The sequence below is a fragment of the Nonomuraea sp. NPDC050404 genome, from assembly GCF_040655495.1.
Classification (GTDB): Bacteria; Actinomycetota; Actinomycetes; order Streptosporangiales; family Streptosporangiaceae; genus Nonomuraea.
Genome location: NZ_JBFAKB010000002.1, coordinates 403,622 through 417,564 on the forward strand (window position 1 = coordinate 403,622; position 13,943 = coordinate 417,564).

12 protein-coding genes are annotated in these 13,943 nt (G+C 70.1%); 5 read left to right on the forward strand and 7 right to left on the reverse strand.

Annotated features, from left to right (window positions below; all coding sequences use genetic code 11):
- Nucleotides 1-94 precede the first annotated feature (94 nt).
- The gene (locus AB0I81_RS07040) at nt 95-1,267 is read left to right on the forward strand and encodes a TerC family protein (RefSeq protein WP_360651293.1); all 1,173 of its coding nucleotides are present in this window, start codon (nt 95-97) and stop codon (nt 1,265-1,267) included.
- 142 nt (nt 1,268-1,409) lie between these two features.
- On the opposite strand, the gene AB0I81_RS07045 is transcribed toward AB0I81_RS07040, so the two are convergent.
- Both AB0I81_RS07045 and AB0I81_RS07050 read right to left on the reverse strand, forming a co-directional pair.
- Nucleotides 1,410-4,649, reverse strand: coding sequence for an AAA family ATPase (locus tag AB0I81_RS07045; RefSeq protein ID WP_360651296.1), 3,240 nt, complete (start codon nt 4,647-4,649; stop codon nt 1,410-1,412).
- Between the two features lie 10 nt (nt 4,650-4,659).
- Entirely contained in the window at nt 4,660-5,337 is a 678-nt protein-coding gene (locus tag AB0I81_RS07050; RefSeq protein WP_360651298.1) for a hypothetical protein, read from the reverse strand.
- Between the two features lie 246 nt (nt 5,338-5,583).
- Here AB0I81_RS07050 and AB0I81_RS07055 point away from each other — a divergent pair, with 246 nt between their 5' ends.
- A complete protein-coding gene (locus AB0I81_RS07055) occupies nt 5,584-5,919 on the forward strand; it encodes a carboxymuconolactone decarboxylase family protein (protein WP_360651301.1) in 336 nt (111 codons plus the stop codon).
- Here AB0I81_RS07055 and AB0I81_RS07060 read toward each other — a convergent pair.
- Nucleotides 5,879-7,048, reverse strand: coding sequence for a PQQ-dependent sugar dehydrogenase (locus tag AB0I81_RS07060; protein WP_360651304.1), 1,170 nt, complete (start codon nt 7,046-7,048; stop codon nt 5,879-5,881). The genes AB0I81_RS07055 and AB0I81_RS07060 overlap by 41 nt on opposite strands.
- A gap of 35 nt (nt 7,049-7,083) precedes the next feature.
- Here AB0I81_RS07060 and AB0I81_RS07065 point away from each other — a divergent pair, with 35 nt between their 5' ends.
- Nucleotides 7,084-7,833, forward strand: a complete 750-nt coding sequence (locus AB0I81_RS07065) for an SDR family oxidoreductase (protein WP_360651307.1) — start codon at nt 7,084-7,086, stop codon at nt 7,831-7,833.
- 166 nt (nt 7,834-7,999) lie between these two features.
- On the opposite strand, the gene ugpC is transcribed toward AB0I81_RS07065, so the two are convergent.
- The gene (gene ugpC, locus AB0I81_RS07070) at nt 8,000-9,211 is read right to left on the reverse strand and encodes a sn-glycerol-3-phosphate ABC transporter ATP-binding protein UgpC (RefSeq protein ID WP_360651310.1); all 1,212 of its coding nucleotides are present in this window, start codon (nt 9,209-9,211) and stop codon (nt 8,000-8,002) included.
- Between the two features lie 202 nt (nt 9,212-9,413).
- Between ugpC and AB0I81_RS07075 the strand changes: the two genes are divergently transcribed.
- Nucleotides 9,414-10,478 carry a substrate-binding domain-containing protein gene (locus AB0I81_RS07075; RefSeq protein ID WP_360651313.1) on the forward strand — a complete coding sequence of 355 codons (1,065 nt, stop codon included), beginning with the start codon at nt 9,414-9,416 and terminating at the stop codon, nt 10,476-10,478.
- A gap of 52 nt (nt 10,479-10,530) precedes the next feature.
- Here the strand turns inward: AB0I81_RS07075 and AB0I81_RS07080 are convergent, their stop codons facing one another.
- Nucleotides 10,531-11,100 carry a helix-turn-helix domain-containing protein gene (locus AB0I81_RS07080; RefSeq protein WP_360651317.1) on the reverse strand — a complete coding sequence of 190 codons (570 nt, stop codon included), beginning with the start codon at nt 11,098-11,100 and terminating at the stop codon, nt 10,531-10,533.
- Between the two features lie 140 nt (nt 11,101-11,240).
- On the opposite strand from AB0I81_RS07080, the gene AB0I81_RS07085 reads away from it, so the two are divergent.
- Nucleotides 11,241-12,416, forward strand: a complete 1,176-nt coding sequence (locus tag AB0I81_RS07085) for a serine hydrolase domain-containing protein (protein WP_360651320.1) — start codon at nt 11,241-11,243, stop codon at nt 12,414-12,416.
- A 13-nt stretch (nt 12,417-12,429) separates the two neighbouring features.
- Here AB0I81_RS07085 and AB0I81_RS07090 read toward each other — a convergent pair whose 3' ends face one another.
- Together AB0I81_RS07090 and AB0I81_RS07095 are read right to left on the reverse strand one after the other, a co-directional pair.
- Nucleotides 12,430-13,308 (reverse strand): CU044_5270 family protein, encoded by an 879-nt coding sequence (locus AB0I81_RS07090; RefSeq protein WP_360651323.1) that lies wholly within the window; start codon nt 13,306-13,308, stop codon nt 12,430-12,432.
- Complete coding sequence (locus tag AB0I81_RS07095) at nt 13,301-13,873, reverse strand: RNA polymerase sigma factor (RefSeq protein WP_360651326.1); 573 nt, start codon at nt 13,871-13,873, stop codon at nt 13,301-13,303. Before AB0I81_RS07095 ends, AB0I81_RS07090 begins: the two co-directional genes overlap by 8 nt.
- Between the last annotated feature and the right edge of the window lie 70 nt (nt 13,874-13,943).

Genomic DNA, 13,943 nt, shown 5'->3' on the forward strand with positions numbered 1-13,943 from the left:
GGCTTGGGCCCCGCCAGACCGGGTACCACCTGCGAGTACGTGATCACCGCCAGTCGCCACCCTCCACGACGGCCCGCACCTCTGGAGCCTCTGAGTGGACGTATCCGCCGCGGTGTGGTGGCTGACGATCGTGGCGATCGTCGGGCTGCTGCTGTTCGACTTCGTCTTCCACGTCCGCAAGGCGCACGTCCCCACGCTGCGCGAGGCGTCGATCTGGTCGGCCCTGTACGTCGGCGTCGCCCTGCTGTTCGGCGTGGGCGTCTGGTTGTTCGGCGGGCCTGCCCACGGGGCCGAGTACTTCGCCGGTTACGTGACCGAGAAAGCTTTGTCGGTCGACAACCTGTTCGTCTTCCTCATCATCATGTCCAGCTTCAAGGTGCCGCGCGCCGACCAGCAGAAGGCGCTGCTGTTCGGCATCGTCTTCTCGCTGCTGGCCAGGAGCGGGTTCATCCTGGTCGGGGCGGCGCTGATCAACATGTTCGCGTGGGTGTTCTACCTCTTCGGAATCATCCTGCTGATCACGGCGGGCAACCTGCTCAAACCGGAGAGCGGGGAGAGCCACTCCCCCGACAACATCATGGTGCGCGTCGCGCGGCGGCTGCTGCGTACCACCGACACCTACGACGGCGACAAGCTGTTCACCATCCAGGACGGCAAGCGGGTCATGACGCCGATGTTGCTCGTCATGATCGCCATCGGCGGGACCGACATCCTGTTCGCCCTGGACTCGATCCCCGCCATCTTCGGCCTCACCCAGAACGTCTACCTCGTCTTCACCGCGACCGCGTTCTCGCTGCTCGGCCTGCGCCAGTTGTACTTCCTCATCGACGGGCTGCTGGACCGGCTGATCTACCTGACCTACGGCCTGGCCATCATCCTCGGCTTCATCGGGGTCAAGCTGATCCTGCACGCGCTGCACGAGAACAACGTGCCGTTCATCAACGACGGCGAGCCGGTGAAGGTGATGGAGATCAGCACGGGCCTGTCCCTGCTGGTGATCATCGGGGTGCTGCTGGTCACCGTGATCGCCTCGCTGACCAGCGCCAAGGGGCGGGCGCAGAACACGGTGTCGGCAGCGCGGCGGCATGCGCAGGAGTACCTGGACGTCGAGCACGACCCCGAGGTGCGGGAGGAGATCTTCGGCAAGCTGCTCGCCGAGGAGGCTCAGCTCAGGAAGCTGCCGGAGAAGTACCGGCGGCGGATCCGCGAGGAGGACAAGCTGATGGCGCTGCTGCGCCGCGCCCACGAGGAACACGACCGCACCTGACCTGCCGGTACGCCCACCGCCTGAACGACCTGGAACGCCGGGCGGGCCGGGCAGGTCGGGAGGGCGGCCGGGCCGGGGGGTTGCCGGGCGGGTCGGGCGGGCCGGGGCGTTGCCGGCCGCCCCGGTCCGCCGGTCTTTCCGGCTACGGGCGGCGGTCCTGGCCGTTGCCGTCGTAGCCGAGCAGCCGCATCGCGGTGTCCGGGTCCATCGCGGCGGCCAGGAGTTGGGCGCGGGCGTGGGCCTGGTCACGCTCCCGCTCCGCCTTGGCCTGGGCCGTACGGATGCCCTTGATCGCGACGGACGCCAGCCCTGCGCCCACGATCACCGCCACGACCAGGACGAACAGCAGGAGCAGCAGCCCCGGCGAGGCCACCCCGGACGAGGCGTCAGCGCTAGTGCCGTTGCCGCCGGTCAGTGAGCCCGTCACCGCCAGCGCCGCGATGAGGGACAGCAGCACGAGCCCGAGCAGACTCGCCACGACCAGCCACACCTTCCCCGCGATCCGCCGCCTCGGCGGTGGCGGCGGCGGCTCGGTGGCGGGCCCCACCACAACGGGCACCGGCGACTCGTTGGGCGGCGGCGCGGCGGCCCAGGGCACGAACTCGGGCCGCTCATTGCGCCCGACCGGCACCGGCGACCCCGCGGACGACAGCGCTGGCGACCCCGCCGACGACGGCACCGGCGGCCCTGCTGACGACAGTGCCGGCGACCCCGCCGAGGACGGCGACGGCGAGGACGGCGCCTGCCGCCCCGGGGCCGGCCGCATCTCCGGCACAGGCGGCCTCCCCGGCGCGGGCGATCTCCGCATCGGCGGCCCCGACGGCTCCCGCCTGTCCTGCACGGCCCGGCCAACCGGCGCGGGCTGCGTGGCGGACGACGGCCGGGTATTCCCGTCCTGCACGGACCGGCCAGCCGGCGCAGGTTGCGTGACCGACGCCGGCCGAGCACCAGGCGAGGGCGCCTGCGTGACCAGCGGCTGGCCAGTCGGCGCCCCGGCGATCGGCGGCCGGGCGGCAGGATGCGGGGGCATCGGTGGAGCTCCGGGGGGTGGCTGCCGGAGGGGTCTCATGCCGGAGCCGTCGCGGAAGGTGGCCGGCCTCGCGTCGGTCGGCTCCACGTACCCCGGAAACTCGCGCTCGACCCGGCCACGCTCCTTGTGCGCCCTGGCCGCGTCCCGGTGGTAGTCCTCCAACTCCCGGTAGAGCTGGTCCGAGGCGTAGATCGTGCCGTCGATGAGCGGCCCCGGCTCCCCCCGGATGACGGCCACCACATCGTCACCGCCCAGCGTCTTGTGCGTCTCCAGCGCATGCGCCAGGCAGAGCACCTCCCTGCGGTGCTCCCGCAACAGTTCCCCGGCCCTCTCCAGCAGCCGCACCAGATTGCCCTCGATACGCCCGCCGAGCCCGCCCGGCATCGGCTCGGAAGGCTCCCCGCTCGGCTCACGCTCGGTGGCACCGGGAGAACGGCCGCCGACGATCTCCAGCTCCTGGAGCGCGGGCAATGAGGTGACACCGGAGCCCATCCCCCAGTACGACTCCATCATCGCGCTCAGATAAGTGGCGGAGAACAGATCCCCCGAGACGCCGGAGGAGTTGTCCTCGCCGAAGAACATGCGCTCACCCGCCAGCGAAGCCAGCGAGACCACGATGTCGGCCTCGTGCTCCGACTTCCACCGCACGAGCTGGTTGTCGGGCTTGATCGAGGTGACCAGGCCCAGGTGGTCGGCGCCCTTCTCGATGGTGGCGATGTCGATCTCCAGGTGCCGGCGCGTCACGTACGCCACCACGGCGTGGCACGCCTCGTGCACGGCCACGGCGTGCCGCTCGCGCTCGACGTACTCGACGTCCTCGGGCGGCCCGAGTTGTTTGAGCCGCTTGGCGTGCAGCACGTCAGGCCAGGTGATGACCCCGCGCCCGGCCCCGATGGCGGTGATGAGCGACTCGTTGACCAGGTCCTTGATGGTGGCGCCGGTGGCGTACGGGGTGATCGTGGCCAGTTTGTCGATCTGCCGGGGGGTGAGGTCGTGCCACACCTTGCCGAAATAGCCCTGGTACGTACGCACCCGTCCCGCCTTGGACGGGTAGCCGACCTTGTAGACGCGGTCGATGCGGCCGGGCCGCAGCAGCGCCTCGTCCAGCGCGTCAGGCCGGTTGGTGGCCATCATGACCAGGACGCGGTAGTTGGGCGGCGGTTTGGGCCGCATCCCGAGCAGCCGCCGTACCACCCGGTTGAAGAACCCGCGCGGCTCCCTGAGCCCCGACAGCTCGTTGAGCAGCGCCCGCAGGGTGCCGGGGTCGCCGCCGTCCGTCGTGCGGCGGTCGCGGCCCTCGCGCAGGGCGAGCGCCTGCCGGTTGGCCTCGGACATGTACGACATGCCGTGGCACCCGGCCAGTCCCGACAACCCGGCGACGCCGCCGCCCTGGCCGGGCGGTCCCTGCCGGGCCGGACGGCCGCGCCTGCCGAGCGAGTCGGCCTCGTCGAACAACACGATCACACCGCCGTGGCGCAGTGCCAGCTTGCGCAGCTTCCTGAACAGCGACTTGACCTTGAGGACGCCGATGCCGATGAACGCGTCAGGACGCACGACCACGTACGGCTTGCCCGTCTCACCGGCCACGGCCTCGGCCAGGAGGGTCTTGCCGGTTCCCGGCGGGCCCCAAAGCAGCAGGCCGCCGGGGACGTACCCGCCGCGATGCTCGATCTCGGCGGCCCGGTCGAGCAGGACGAGGCTCTCGCGGATCCGCGCGAGCACGTGGTCCTGCCCCCACACGTCGTGGAAGCGGGTCCTGATGTCGCCGGGGAGGTAGGTCTCGACTCCACCCCTGGACAGGAACCAGATCAGGCCCGTGACCGGGATGACGACAAGGAGGAGCGGGAAGAACGGCAGCGCCTCCCAGATCAGCGCCGTCGCCCGCAGCGGCGCGGCGAACGGGCTGACGTCCAGCACCGCGCCCAGCGCCAGAGCGATCAGCGCGGCGAATAAGGCGATCTTCAGCGCCCGTGCGACGCGGAATCGCGTCCAGTCGGACAAGCGGCGGTGCGTCCATCGCTCGAACCCGCCGAAGACCTTCCGGCTCCAGAAGCGGTGGTATGCCTGCCAGTTCTCGCCGACGAGGAAGTGCGCCTGCCTGATGAGCTCCGCGCCGAGCAGCCAGAAGATCCACTGGTGTTCCAGCGCGATCTTCTGCGCGGCCTCGGGAAAGTCGATGATGCCCTCGAAATCGGCCATCACCTTCCAGATCAGGATGAGGTACGCCGCCACCGGCAGGATGAGGAACGTGCTCCGTTCCCAGAACCGCATTTTCCTTCTGGTCGCGGATCCGGGGCCGGAGGGTCCGCTGCCGGGGGCGCGCAGCCCTTCACGCTGAGTCGTCGTGGTCAATGATGCTCCCTCATCCAGGCAGCCGGAGCAGCTTGAAAGAACTCGCGATCTTGTCGAATTCGGCGGCACGCTTCCGGAAACAGATCGATTGGCAGCCGATGAGCATGACGGAGACCGTGGCGCCCTTCTCGTCGAGAATGGCGGTGTGGTCGAACGTCTGGATGTCGGTGCCGATCTCGTAGTTGAAGCGGACGTGCACGCCCCTGGCGCCGGCGTCCAGGGTGAGAACCTCATCGCTGATGGGTTCAAAGCGGTTGAAGATCATCGGCTGTCTCAGCACCATCGATCGCTGCTGGTAGCCGTGGCGCGTGGCCTCTGTCACCGGGAGGATGAAGTCGCGCAGCTCGTTCAGGGAGATCGAGTCCCGTTGCTCCTGAGTGAGCTGGTGCACGGTGGCATAGACGAACGGCTCCGCCGAGCCGAGCAGGTGCCGGACCGACGGATCGGCCGACTGGTCGAAGGCCGTCGACCAGACCCGCTGCGCACGCAGGGCCGCCGCCCGCGAGTCCGGGTGGTCGCCGGACAGGAACAGCTCGATGGGCTGGGCATTGAGCTGCGTGAACGAGACCGGCACTTTGAAGTAGGTCGTGCCGCCTTTGTCCTTGACGTAGGTGAACTCAGGCTGCCCGCAGGCGGACAGAATCTGGATCGCGACCATGAGCGCGATCAAAGCCCGTGCCTTTTTCACCAGGGCTTACCTCCGCTTTACGGGCCAACGTGAGTTGTTGTGCCCGCTTTCGGGCCGGGTGAGCCCGATGCGAGGTGAGAAATCTTGACCAAATCTTGGCCATCCATTGGCTTTACTTGTTACAGACGAGAAAGCCCTGCGTGCCGGGGTCGCGGCTCTGCGCGACAACGTTCAGGCGACCCCATTGGTTCGGCCCGGGAAGTAGCGAAAAATATAAGGATCTCCTTCCGTCACCAGGAGCGCACAATGACAGAACCCGCAACGGAGACCGTTGACTCCTTCGGCATGATGGCCGAACGCCAGTTCGCCGACATCTGGGCGCGACCGGCCCTGTCGGTCAGGGATCGCCGCCTGCTGCTCATCGGGCTGCTCGTCGGCCAGGGATTGCACGAGATGACGGAGGTCCAGCTCGACGTCGCCCTGCGCGCCGGCGACATGAGCGAGACCGAACTACGAGAGGTGGTGGTGTTCCTGGCCCACTACGCGGGCTGGGCCCGTGGCGCGAAGCTGAACGACCAGGTGGAAGACCTGATCGAGCGGGTCACTCGGGCTCGATCCGATAGATCGGACCCTGCAGGCTGAGCGCGTAGAGCTCGCCGTCGGCCCCCTCGCCGAACGACGAGAGCTGCTCCACCTTGCCGACCTCGGCCGAGTTGGTCACGTCGTCCATGGGCGCGGCCCTGACCCATCCTGCGCAGAAGTCGCCGTACAGAAATTGCCCCTGCAACCACGGGATCTTCTGCCCGCGATAGACGAACCCGGCGATGACCGAGCAGTTGCCGCCCTCGTTCAGCGGGTAGACGATCGCCGGGTCGACCAGGTCCTCGCCGCTGCCCTCGCGGAAGGGCTCCTTGCCCTCGCGCAGGTTCCAGCCGTAGTTCTCGCCGCCCTCCGACCCGGCCGGCTGGTAGTCGACCTCCTCCCAGGCGTTCTGGCCGACGTCGCCGATCCACAGGTCGCCGCTGCTCCGGTCGAAGGTGAAGCGCCAGGGATTGCGCAGGCCGTACGCCCAGATCTCGGTCCGCGCGCCCTCCTTGCCGACGAACGGGTTGTCCTTCGGGATCTTGTACGGCTCGCCGCGCGGGTCGATGCGCAGGATCTTGCCCAGCAGCGTGCCGAGATCCTGGCTGTTGCCCTGCGGGTCGCCCGCGCTGCCCCCGTCGCCGAGGGCGATGTAGAGGTAACCGTCGGGGCCGAAGGCGAGCTGACCGCCGTTGTGGTTGGCGAAGGGCTGGTCCTGTTTGAGCACGTCGCGCCTGGCGGTGGCCCTGGTGCCGTCGTAGGCCCACTCGGTGACGTGCGTGTGGCCCTGCGCGTCGGTCCAGTCGAGGTAGAGCCAGCGGCCCGTGGGGTGGAAGGCGACGCCGAGCAGCCCCTGCTCGTTGCCCGTGCTCACCTCGCGGGAAAGGTCGATCACGGTCTTGCCGTCGGTGGTGCGCAGCCTGCCCGTCTGCTCGGCCACGTAGAGGCGGTCGTCGCCCTCGCGCACGGCGAAGGCCACCGGCTGCTCCAGCTCGGCGATCTCGGTGAACCGCAGCTTGCCCGGCTCCTGCTCCTGCCGCGCCGACGCGGCGGGGGACGCCGCCGGAGTCGCGGCCGACGCGGACGACTCGGAACCGTAGGTCGCCGAGCCGGCGGGCGACTCGGGCGCACACGCGGCGAGGGCCAGGACGAGGAGCACGGCAGCGACTACGGCAGCGACTGGGCGCACGCCGTCCATCCTGCCATGAACGTTAAGGTGCAGGCATGCCTACCGCACTGATCACCGGCGCCACCTCAGGAATCGGCGCCGCCTTCGCCCGCCGCCTGGCCGCCGACGCCTTCTCCCTCGTCCTCGTGGCCCGCGACGAGCTGCGCCTGGCCAAGGCCGCCGACCAGCTCAAGCTCAGGTACGGCGTGAACGTCGAGGTGCTGCCCGCCGACCTGTCGACGGAGGAGGGCCTGGCCAGAGTCGAGACGAGGGTGCGTGAGGGCGTGGACCTGCTGGTCAACAACGCCGGCTTCGGCAACGCGGGCACCTTCCCCGACGTGCCGGCCGAGCGTGAGGCGCGCATGCTCAAGGTGCACTGCGAGGCCGTGTTGCGGCTGACGCTGGCGGCGCTGCCCGGCATGCGCGAGCGCGACCGGGGTGCGATCGTGAACGTGGCGTCGGTGATGGCGTTCTTCGCGCGGAGCACCTACAGCGCGTCCAAGGCGTGGGTGGTGAACTTCAGCCAGGCGACCGCGAACGAGGTGGGCAGCCCGCGCATCAAGGTCATGGCGCTGTGCCCCGGTTTCGTGCGCACCGAGTTCCACCAGCGGGCCTCGATGGACACCTCGGGCATTCCCGGGTTCCTGTGGCTGAAGGCCGACAACGTGGTCGCCGAGGCCATGCGCGATCTGGCCCTGGGCAAGCGCGTGTCGGTCCCCGACCTGCGCTACAAGGTCATCCTCGCGGTCGGCCGCCTGGTGCCGCGCAGCGTGCAGTCCATGGTGTCGTCCAGAATCGGCCGCTGACCTCGTACGGCGCTAAAAGCCGTTGAGCTCGTCCCGCGCGAAAAAGAACGGCCTCCGCCGAAAAGAACGGGCCCCCGCCGCGGGAGGGGGTCGCGGTGGGGGCCCGAGCGGCCGTGAGCGGGGCTCACGGCCGGGAATCAGGTGTCTCGGCGGTCGGCCGGCAACCTCAGCGGTTGGCCTCGTGGCCGATCGACAGACCCGAGGCCGGGTCGAAGAAGTGCAGGTTGTGCGTGTCCACGACCAGGTCGATGCTCTGACCGGGGCGGACGTGGCTGCGGGCGTTGACGCGGGCGGTCCACAGGGACTTGTCACCCGACAGCGGCAGCGTGGCGTCCTCGTCGTCGCCATCGGCGGCGGCCGCGACGGTGTCCTTGTGCTCGACCGGCGGGGCGTCGATCAGGAACAGCACGTTGATCTCGGAGCCCAGCTCCTCGGTGACCTCCGCCTTGACGGGCAGCGTGGCCCAGCCGTTGGCGTGGTTGCCGGCGGAGGCGGCGTCCTCGAAGTCCGACGGGCGGATGCCGAGGATGATCTTCTTGCCGATGTACTGGTCGAGGCCGGGCTTGTCGGTGAAGGTCGACTCGGGGATGGTCAGCTTGATGTCGGCGAAGGTCACGGCGGCGTCACCGTCGCGGACCAGCTCGGCGGTGACGAAGTTCATCGAGGGCGAGCCCATGAACCCGGCGACGAACAGGTTGACCGGCTTGTCGAACAGGTTCTGCGGGGTGTCGACCTGCTGGAGCAGGCCGTCGCGCAGGACGCAGACGCGGTCGCCGAGGGTCATGGCCTCGACCTGGTCGTGGGTGACGTACACGGTGGTGACGCCGAGGCGCTCGTGCATCTGGTTGAGCGAGGCGCGCATGGAGACGCGGAGCTTGGCGTCCAGGTTGGACAGCGGCTCGTCCATGAGGAAGGCCTGCGGCTCACGCACGATGGCGCGGCCCATGGCGACACGCTGGCGCTGACCACCGGACAGGGCGGCCGGCTTGCGCTTGAGGTAGGTCTCCAGGCCGAGCATCTTGGCGGCGTCGTTGACGCGCTTCTGGATCTCCGGCTTCGGCATCTTGCGGAGCTTGAGGCCGAAGGCGAGGTTCTCCTCGACCGTCATGTGGGGGTAAAGCGCGTAGTTCTGGAAGACCATCGCGATGTCGCGGTCCTTGGGCGGCAGGTGGTTGACCACCTTCTCACCGATGGCGATCTCGCCACCGCTGATGTCCTCCAGGCCGGCGATCATCCGGAGCGCGGTCGACTTACCGCAACCGGAAGGACCGACCAGTACCATGAACTCGCCATCCTTGATTTCAAGGTTGAGTCCGTTCACGGCCTTAACGCCACCGGCGTAGATTTTGTCGACGTTCGTCAGAACGATGGATGCCATGACATTCCTTCGCGCTCCAGGGCAGTAGCCCGGACGTTGGTTCGTTTCACCCATTGCACAGGGGCGGGTTTCCTCGCTCCCGTGGATACGTTTTCAAGCATCTCACCCGAAACGGACATCGGTGTCAAGGGTTGCGGCGTGACCAGCCTTTGTCCCACGCGGCGCCTTCCCGTTTCGGCGGAACCATGATGGAATCGTTTCCATGGACAAGCGGGCGACGATCAAGGATGTGGCCGCGGCGGCCGGTGTCGGCGTCGCCACTGTGTCGCGGGTGCTGTCGGGCGGCTCGGCCAGCCCGCAGACCCGGGAGCGGGTCCTGGCCGTCGCCGCGCAGCTCGACTACCGCCCCAGCGCGCTGGGCCGCAACCTGCGCCAGCGCCGCACGGGCGGCATCGGCCTGCTCGTCCCCGACCTTACCGACACCTTCCACGCCCAGCTCGCCGAAGGCGTGCTCGCGTGCGCCCGTTCGGCGGGCGAACCGGTCGTGGTCGGCTCCACGGCCGGCGACCCCGAGCAGGAGGCCGAGCTGATCGGCATGTTGCTGGAGCAGAGCGTCGATCGTCTGATCGCCGTCCCGTCCGGCGATCAGGAGACGTGGGCGCCGGCGATCCGCACGGGCATGACGGTGGTCTTCGCCGACCGCCTGCCCGCCCTGCCTTCCACGGGCGACGTCGATCCCGCCGCGGCGGCCATCAGCGACCTCATGGTCCTGGACGGCGTGCCCTCCGGCCCGCAGGGCCGCTCGTCGGAGGTGCCTTCCGTGGTGGCCGACGACCGGGCCGGCATCCGTACGGCCGTCCGCTACCTGCGCGGGCTGGGTCACAAGCGCATCGCCTTCCTCGGCGGCCCCGGCCATGACCGGCGGGCGGCCGCGTTCGGGGAGGCGGTGGGCGCGCCGGTGGACGAGGAACTGGTCGTCTTCGGCACGGGCAGCCGCGACTCGGCCTACGCCGCCGCCTCTGGCCTGTTCCAGAGCCGCCCCGACCTGTCGGCGGTGGTGGCGGGGGGCAACATGCTCGGGGAGGCCGCCGTGCTGGCGGCCAGGGAGCTGGACCTGCGGGTGCCCAGGGACGTGTCCTTGGTGATGTACGACGACGTGCCCTGGGCCGAGTTGTGCGCCCCGCCCCTGACGGTGATCGCCCAGCCCGGCAGGGACATGGGGTATCGCGCGGCCGAGCTGGTGTTGCGGTCGGGCGGCAGGAGACAGCGGTCGGTGGTCCTGCCCACGGAGCTCATCATCAGGGGCAGCTGCGGCCCCCGCCGCTAGTTGCCAGTCGCATCGACCCACTGCATTCAGAACCGCCGGCCGTCCGCTGAGTTCAGGACTGCCGGTCGTTCGCTGAGTTCAGGATGGCGTGGGCGCCGCGGAGGAGTTCGGCGCGGAGGTCGGCGATGGGGACGTCGGGGAGCTGGCTGATCGGGTCGGCCACGGCGGCGAACGCCTGCGCCGCGCGTACCCGCCCCCGCCAGTCCGGATCCGGACCCGCCAGCAGGTCCACGGCGCGGTTCATCAGCCCCACCACGCGCGACATGGTCTCGGACGTCTCATCCCCGTAGACGGAGGCGTCCCGCAGGAGCAGGGTCATGGTCTCGCGGTGCGCAAGCATCACGTCGAGGCAGCCCTCCAGCACCCCCTGCCGCACCTGCGCCGGCTCGGCACGGGCCGACGCCGCGCCGATCGCCGCCTCCAGCTCCTCGATCGGCGGCCCCACCAGGCTCGCCAGCAGCTCGCCCTTGCTGCGGAAGTGGTGGTACAGCGACGGCTTGGTGATGCCGACCCGCGCGGCGATGTCCCGCATGGAGGCGGCTCGGTAGGTCTGCGCGGTGAACAACTCCCGCGCCGTCTCGATGATCCGCGACCTGGTGTCGCCGGGCTCGCCCCTGTTCAACGGCCGTCTCCCTCTCGAAGGACAGCGCTCAGCCTAGCAGGCTACCTACCGGTCGGTTGCCAACCTTCCGACCGGTAGGCTAGCGTCACCCTCCTCGGCCCTACCGACCGGAAGGTAGGGCTCTGGGAAGGGAGTCAATGATGATCGAGGGAACGGTGTCGCCGGGCTACGAGCCGGTGCGGAAGGCGTTCGAGCGGAACTTCGCCGAGAGCGGAGAGGTGGGCGCCGGGCTCACCGTCTACCGGCACGGCGAGCCGGTGGTGGATCTCTGGGGCGGGTACGCCGACGCCGCCACCCGGCGCCCCTGGCGGCGCGACACCATCGCCGCCCTGGCCTCCACCTGCAAGACCTTCGCCTCGGGCGCCCTGCTGCTGCTGGTCGAGCGGGGCGAGGTCGACCTGGAGGCGCCAGTGGCCCGCTACTGGCCGGAGTTCGCGCAGCAGGGCAAGGGCGAGATCACCGTACGCACGCTGCTCTCGCACGGCGCCGGCCTGCCGAGCCTGCACACGCGGCCGGTCACCTGGGAGGACCTGCGGGACTGGACGCCGATCACCGACACGCTCGCGGCGGCGGCGCCCGAATGGCCGCCGGGCACCGCGCACGGCTACCACGGGATGACCATCGGCCATCTCGCCGGTGAGATCGTGCGCAGGGTGTCGGGGGTGACGTTGAGCGAGTTCCTGGCGCGGGAGATCACCGGGCCGCTCGGGCTCGACTGCTACGTCCGCGTGCCGGATGCCGCGATGCCGCGCCTGGCCACGATGGAGGTCCCCGACGCCGAGACGGTGCGGCTGGGCATGGAGGTGCCCGAGATGGCCGAGTTCGTCAAGGCGCTCAACGATCCGGCGACGCTGACGTACCGGGCGATGTACGGCAGCATCGCCATCGGCTGGGACACGACCAACGAGCGGCGCACGTACGAGGTCGAGAGTCCTTCCATGGACGGCGTCGCCTCCGCGCACTCCCTGGCCCGCTACTTCGCCGCCCTGATCGGCGAGGTGGACGGCATCCGGCTGCTCGGCCCCGGCCTCGTGGAGCGGGTGCGCACGCCGCAGAACGACGGGCCGGACGAGGTCCTGCGCGTGCGCACGGCCTGGGGCATCGGCTTCACCGTGCCCGGCGGGCCGTTCTGGTGCGCGCCCGAGCACCTCACGGGGTTGTTCGGCGGGTACGGCGCCACCGGCTCCTGCGCCTTCGCCGACCCGGACCGCGCCCTGGCCTTCGGATATGTGCCCAACCGCGGCTCCGAACTGCTGGAGGGCGGCGACTTCCGGGTCCGCTCCCTGATCGAGGCGCTGTACCGGGTCGTGCCGTAGCGGCGGCGCGGGACTACCGCGGAGGCCGGTCGGTCCAGCCGGTGGTGAGCCGGGTGAGCCGCTCCGGGACGGAGAACATCACGCCGCCGTCCTCGGTGGGCAGCACGTTGGTCGCGGTGATGCGGGAGGTGGCGGGATCGATGACCAGCCGGACGTCCATCAGGCCGCCGGAGATCAGCAGCCCTTCGCCGCCCTCGGTCGCGCCCAGGCTCCGCGCCCCCGGCAGCGTGGCGAGCGCCCGGAAGGCGGCGGCGCGGACCTTCGCGGGCGTCGGCAGCTCCGACACCAGGGCGGTCAGGGGAAGGAGCCGCTTGTCCCACACCCCGTCCGCCTCACGCTGGGTCTCGGTGGCCCACCGCTTCAGCTCTTCGGGATCGGTGGGCAGGTCGTTGAGGTCCACGACGCTCATCTTGGGGCCTCCGGGCGCGATGCTGAACAGGGCGTCGGGCTCGCGCGTCACACCGGGGCCACGACCCGGCCGGCCCTTGGACCACCTCTGGCCGTCACGCGTGATCCAGCTCTCGCCGAACAGTTCGCCGTCGGCGCCCTCCCGCCGGACGTGCCAGTAGGCGCCGGTGGCCTGCGGCGTGCGCTCGGCGGTCTCGGCGGCCACGAGCAGGATCTGCCTGGCCGCGTCCGGCGCGACGGCGGTCGTCGCCACCTCGTCGCGCCGGTCGGCCGGAAGCCCGGCGGGCAGGATCACCACCGCCGCCGCCACGGCCGCGGCGCCGGCCGCGAGAGCGGGCACGAACCAGCGGGCCCGCCCGCGCGTGCGTCCCGCGGCGCCGGCTCGGTGTATCCGGTCCTCAAGGCGGCTTCTGCTGCGCGTCAGGGCCTCGGCCGGCGGCTCGGGCTTGGTCAGCACGGTGGCGAGCGTCTTCAGATCATCCATGAGTGGTCTCCTTGTCGATGACGGCGTGGAACTTCGCCCGGGCGCGGCTGAGCCTTGAACCCACCGTTCCGGTGGAGATGCCGAGCGCCTGGGCCACTTCCTCGTAGCTGAGCTGCCCGAGTGCGACCAGGAGCAGGACGTCCCGCTCGCCGCCGTTGAGCGAGGCGAGTGCCGCGGCCAGGTGCGGCTGCATACGCTGAGCCGCGACGGAGGCGACGACCCGGCTCTCGGGTCCCTCCGCGTCCGGTTCGGGGGCCAGCCGGGACAGGGCCCGGTAGTGGCGCGCCTCCTTGCGGCGGTGCCTGGCGATCAGGTTGGTGGCGAAGCCGAACAACCAGGGGCGCAGGTCCCCGCGTTCCGCGTCGAAACGCCGGCGCCGATCGAAGGCCAGCAGGAACGTCTCGGCCGTGATGTCCTCGGCGATCTGGGTGTCCAGCCGCCCCGCCACGTACCGGTAGATGTCCTGGAAGTAGCGGTCGTGCACGGCGGTGAACAACTCGGGGTTCCGCAGCGAGGCGGTGACGAGTTCCGCGTCGGTCGCCCGCTCGCCCAAGTCGGCCGTCACGTGCTCGTGTCCGTCATGTAGGTGCCTTCCGGATGGGTTCAGCTGTCACCCATCCTTCGCCGCACCCCGG

Bases quoted from the DNA above. Each gene is read 5' to 3' on its own strand.
- AB0I81_RS07055 (WP_360651301.1), top strand. From the start codon at position 5,584: ATGACAGAACCCGCAACGGAGACCGTTGACTCCTTCGGCATGATGGCC.
- AB0I81_RS07065 (WP_360651307.1), top strand. From the start codon at position 7,084: ATGCCTACCGCACTGATCACCGGCGCCACCTCAGGAATCGGCGCCGCC.
- ugpC (WP_360651310.1), bottom strand. From the start codon at position 9,211: ATGGCATCCATCGTTCTGACGAACGTCGACAAAATCTACGCCGGTGGC.
- AB0I81_RS07075 (WP_360651313.1), top strand. From the start codon at position 9,414: ATGGACAAGCGGGCGACGATCAAGGATGTGGCCGCGGCGGCCGGTGTC.
- AB0I81_RS07085 (WP_360651320.1), top strand. From the start codon at position 11,241: ATGATCGAGGGAACGGTGTCGCCGGGCTACGAGCCGGTGCGGAAGGCG.
- AB0I81_RS07090 (WP_360651323.1), bottom strand. From the start codon at position 13,308: ATGGATGATCTGAAGACGCTCGCCACCGTGCTGACCAAGCCCGAGCCG.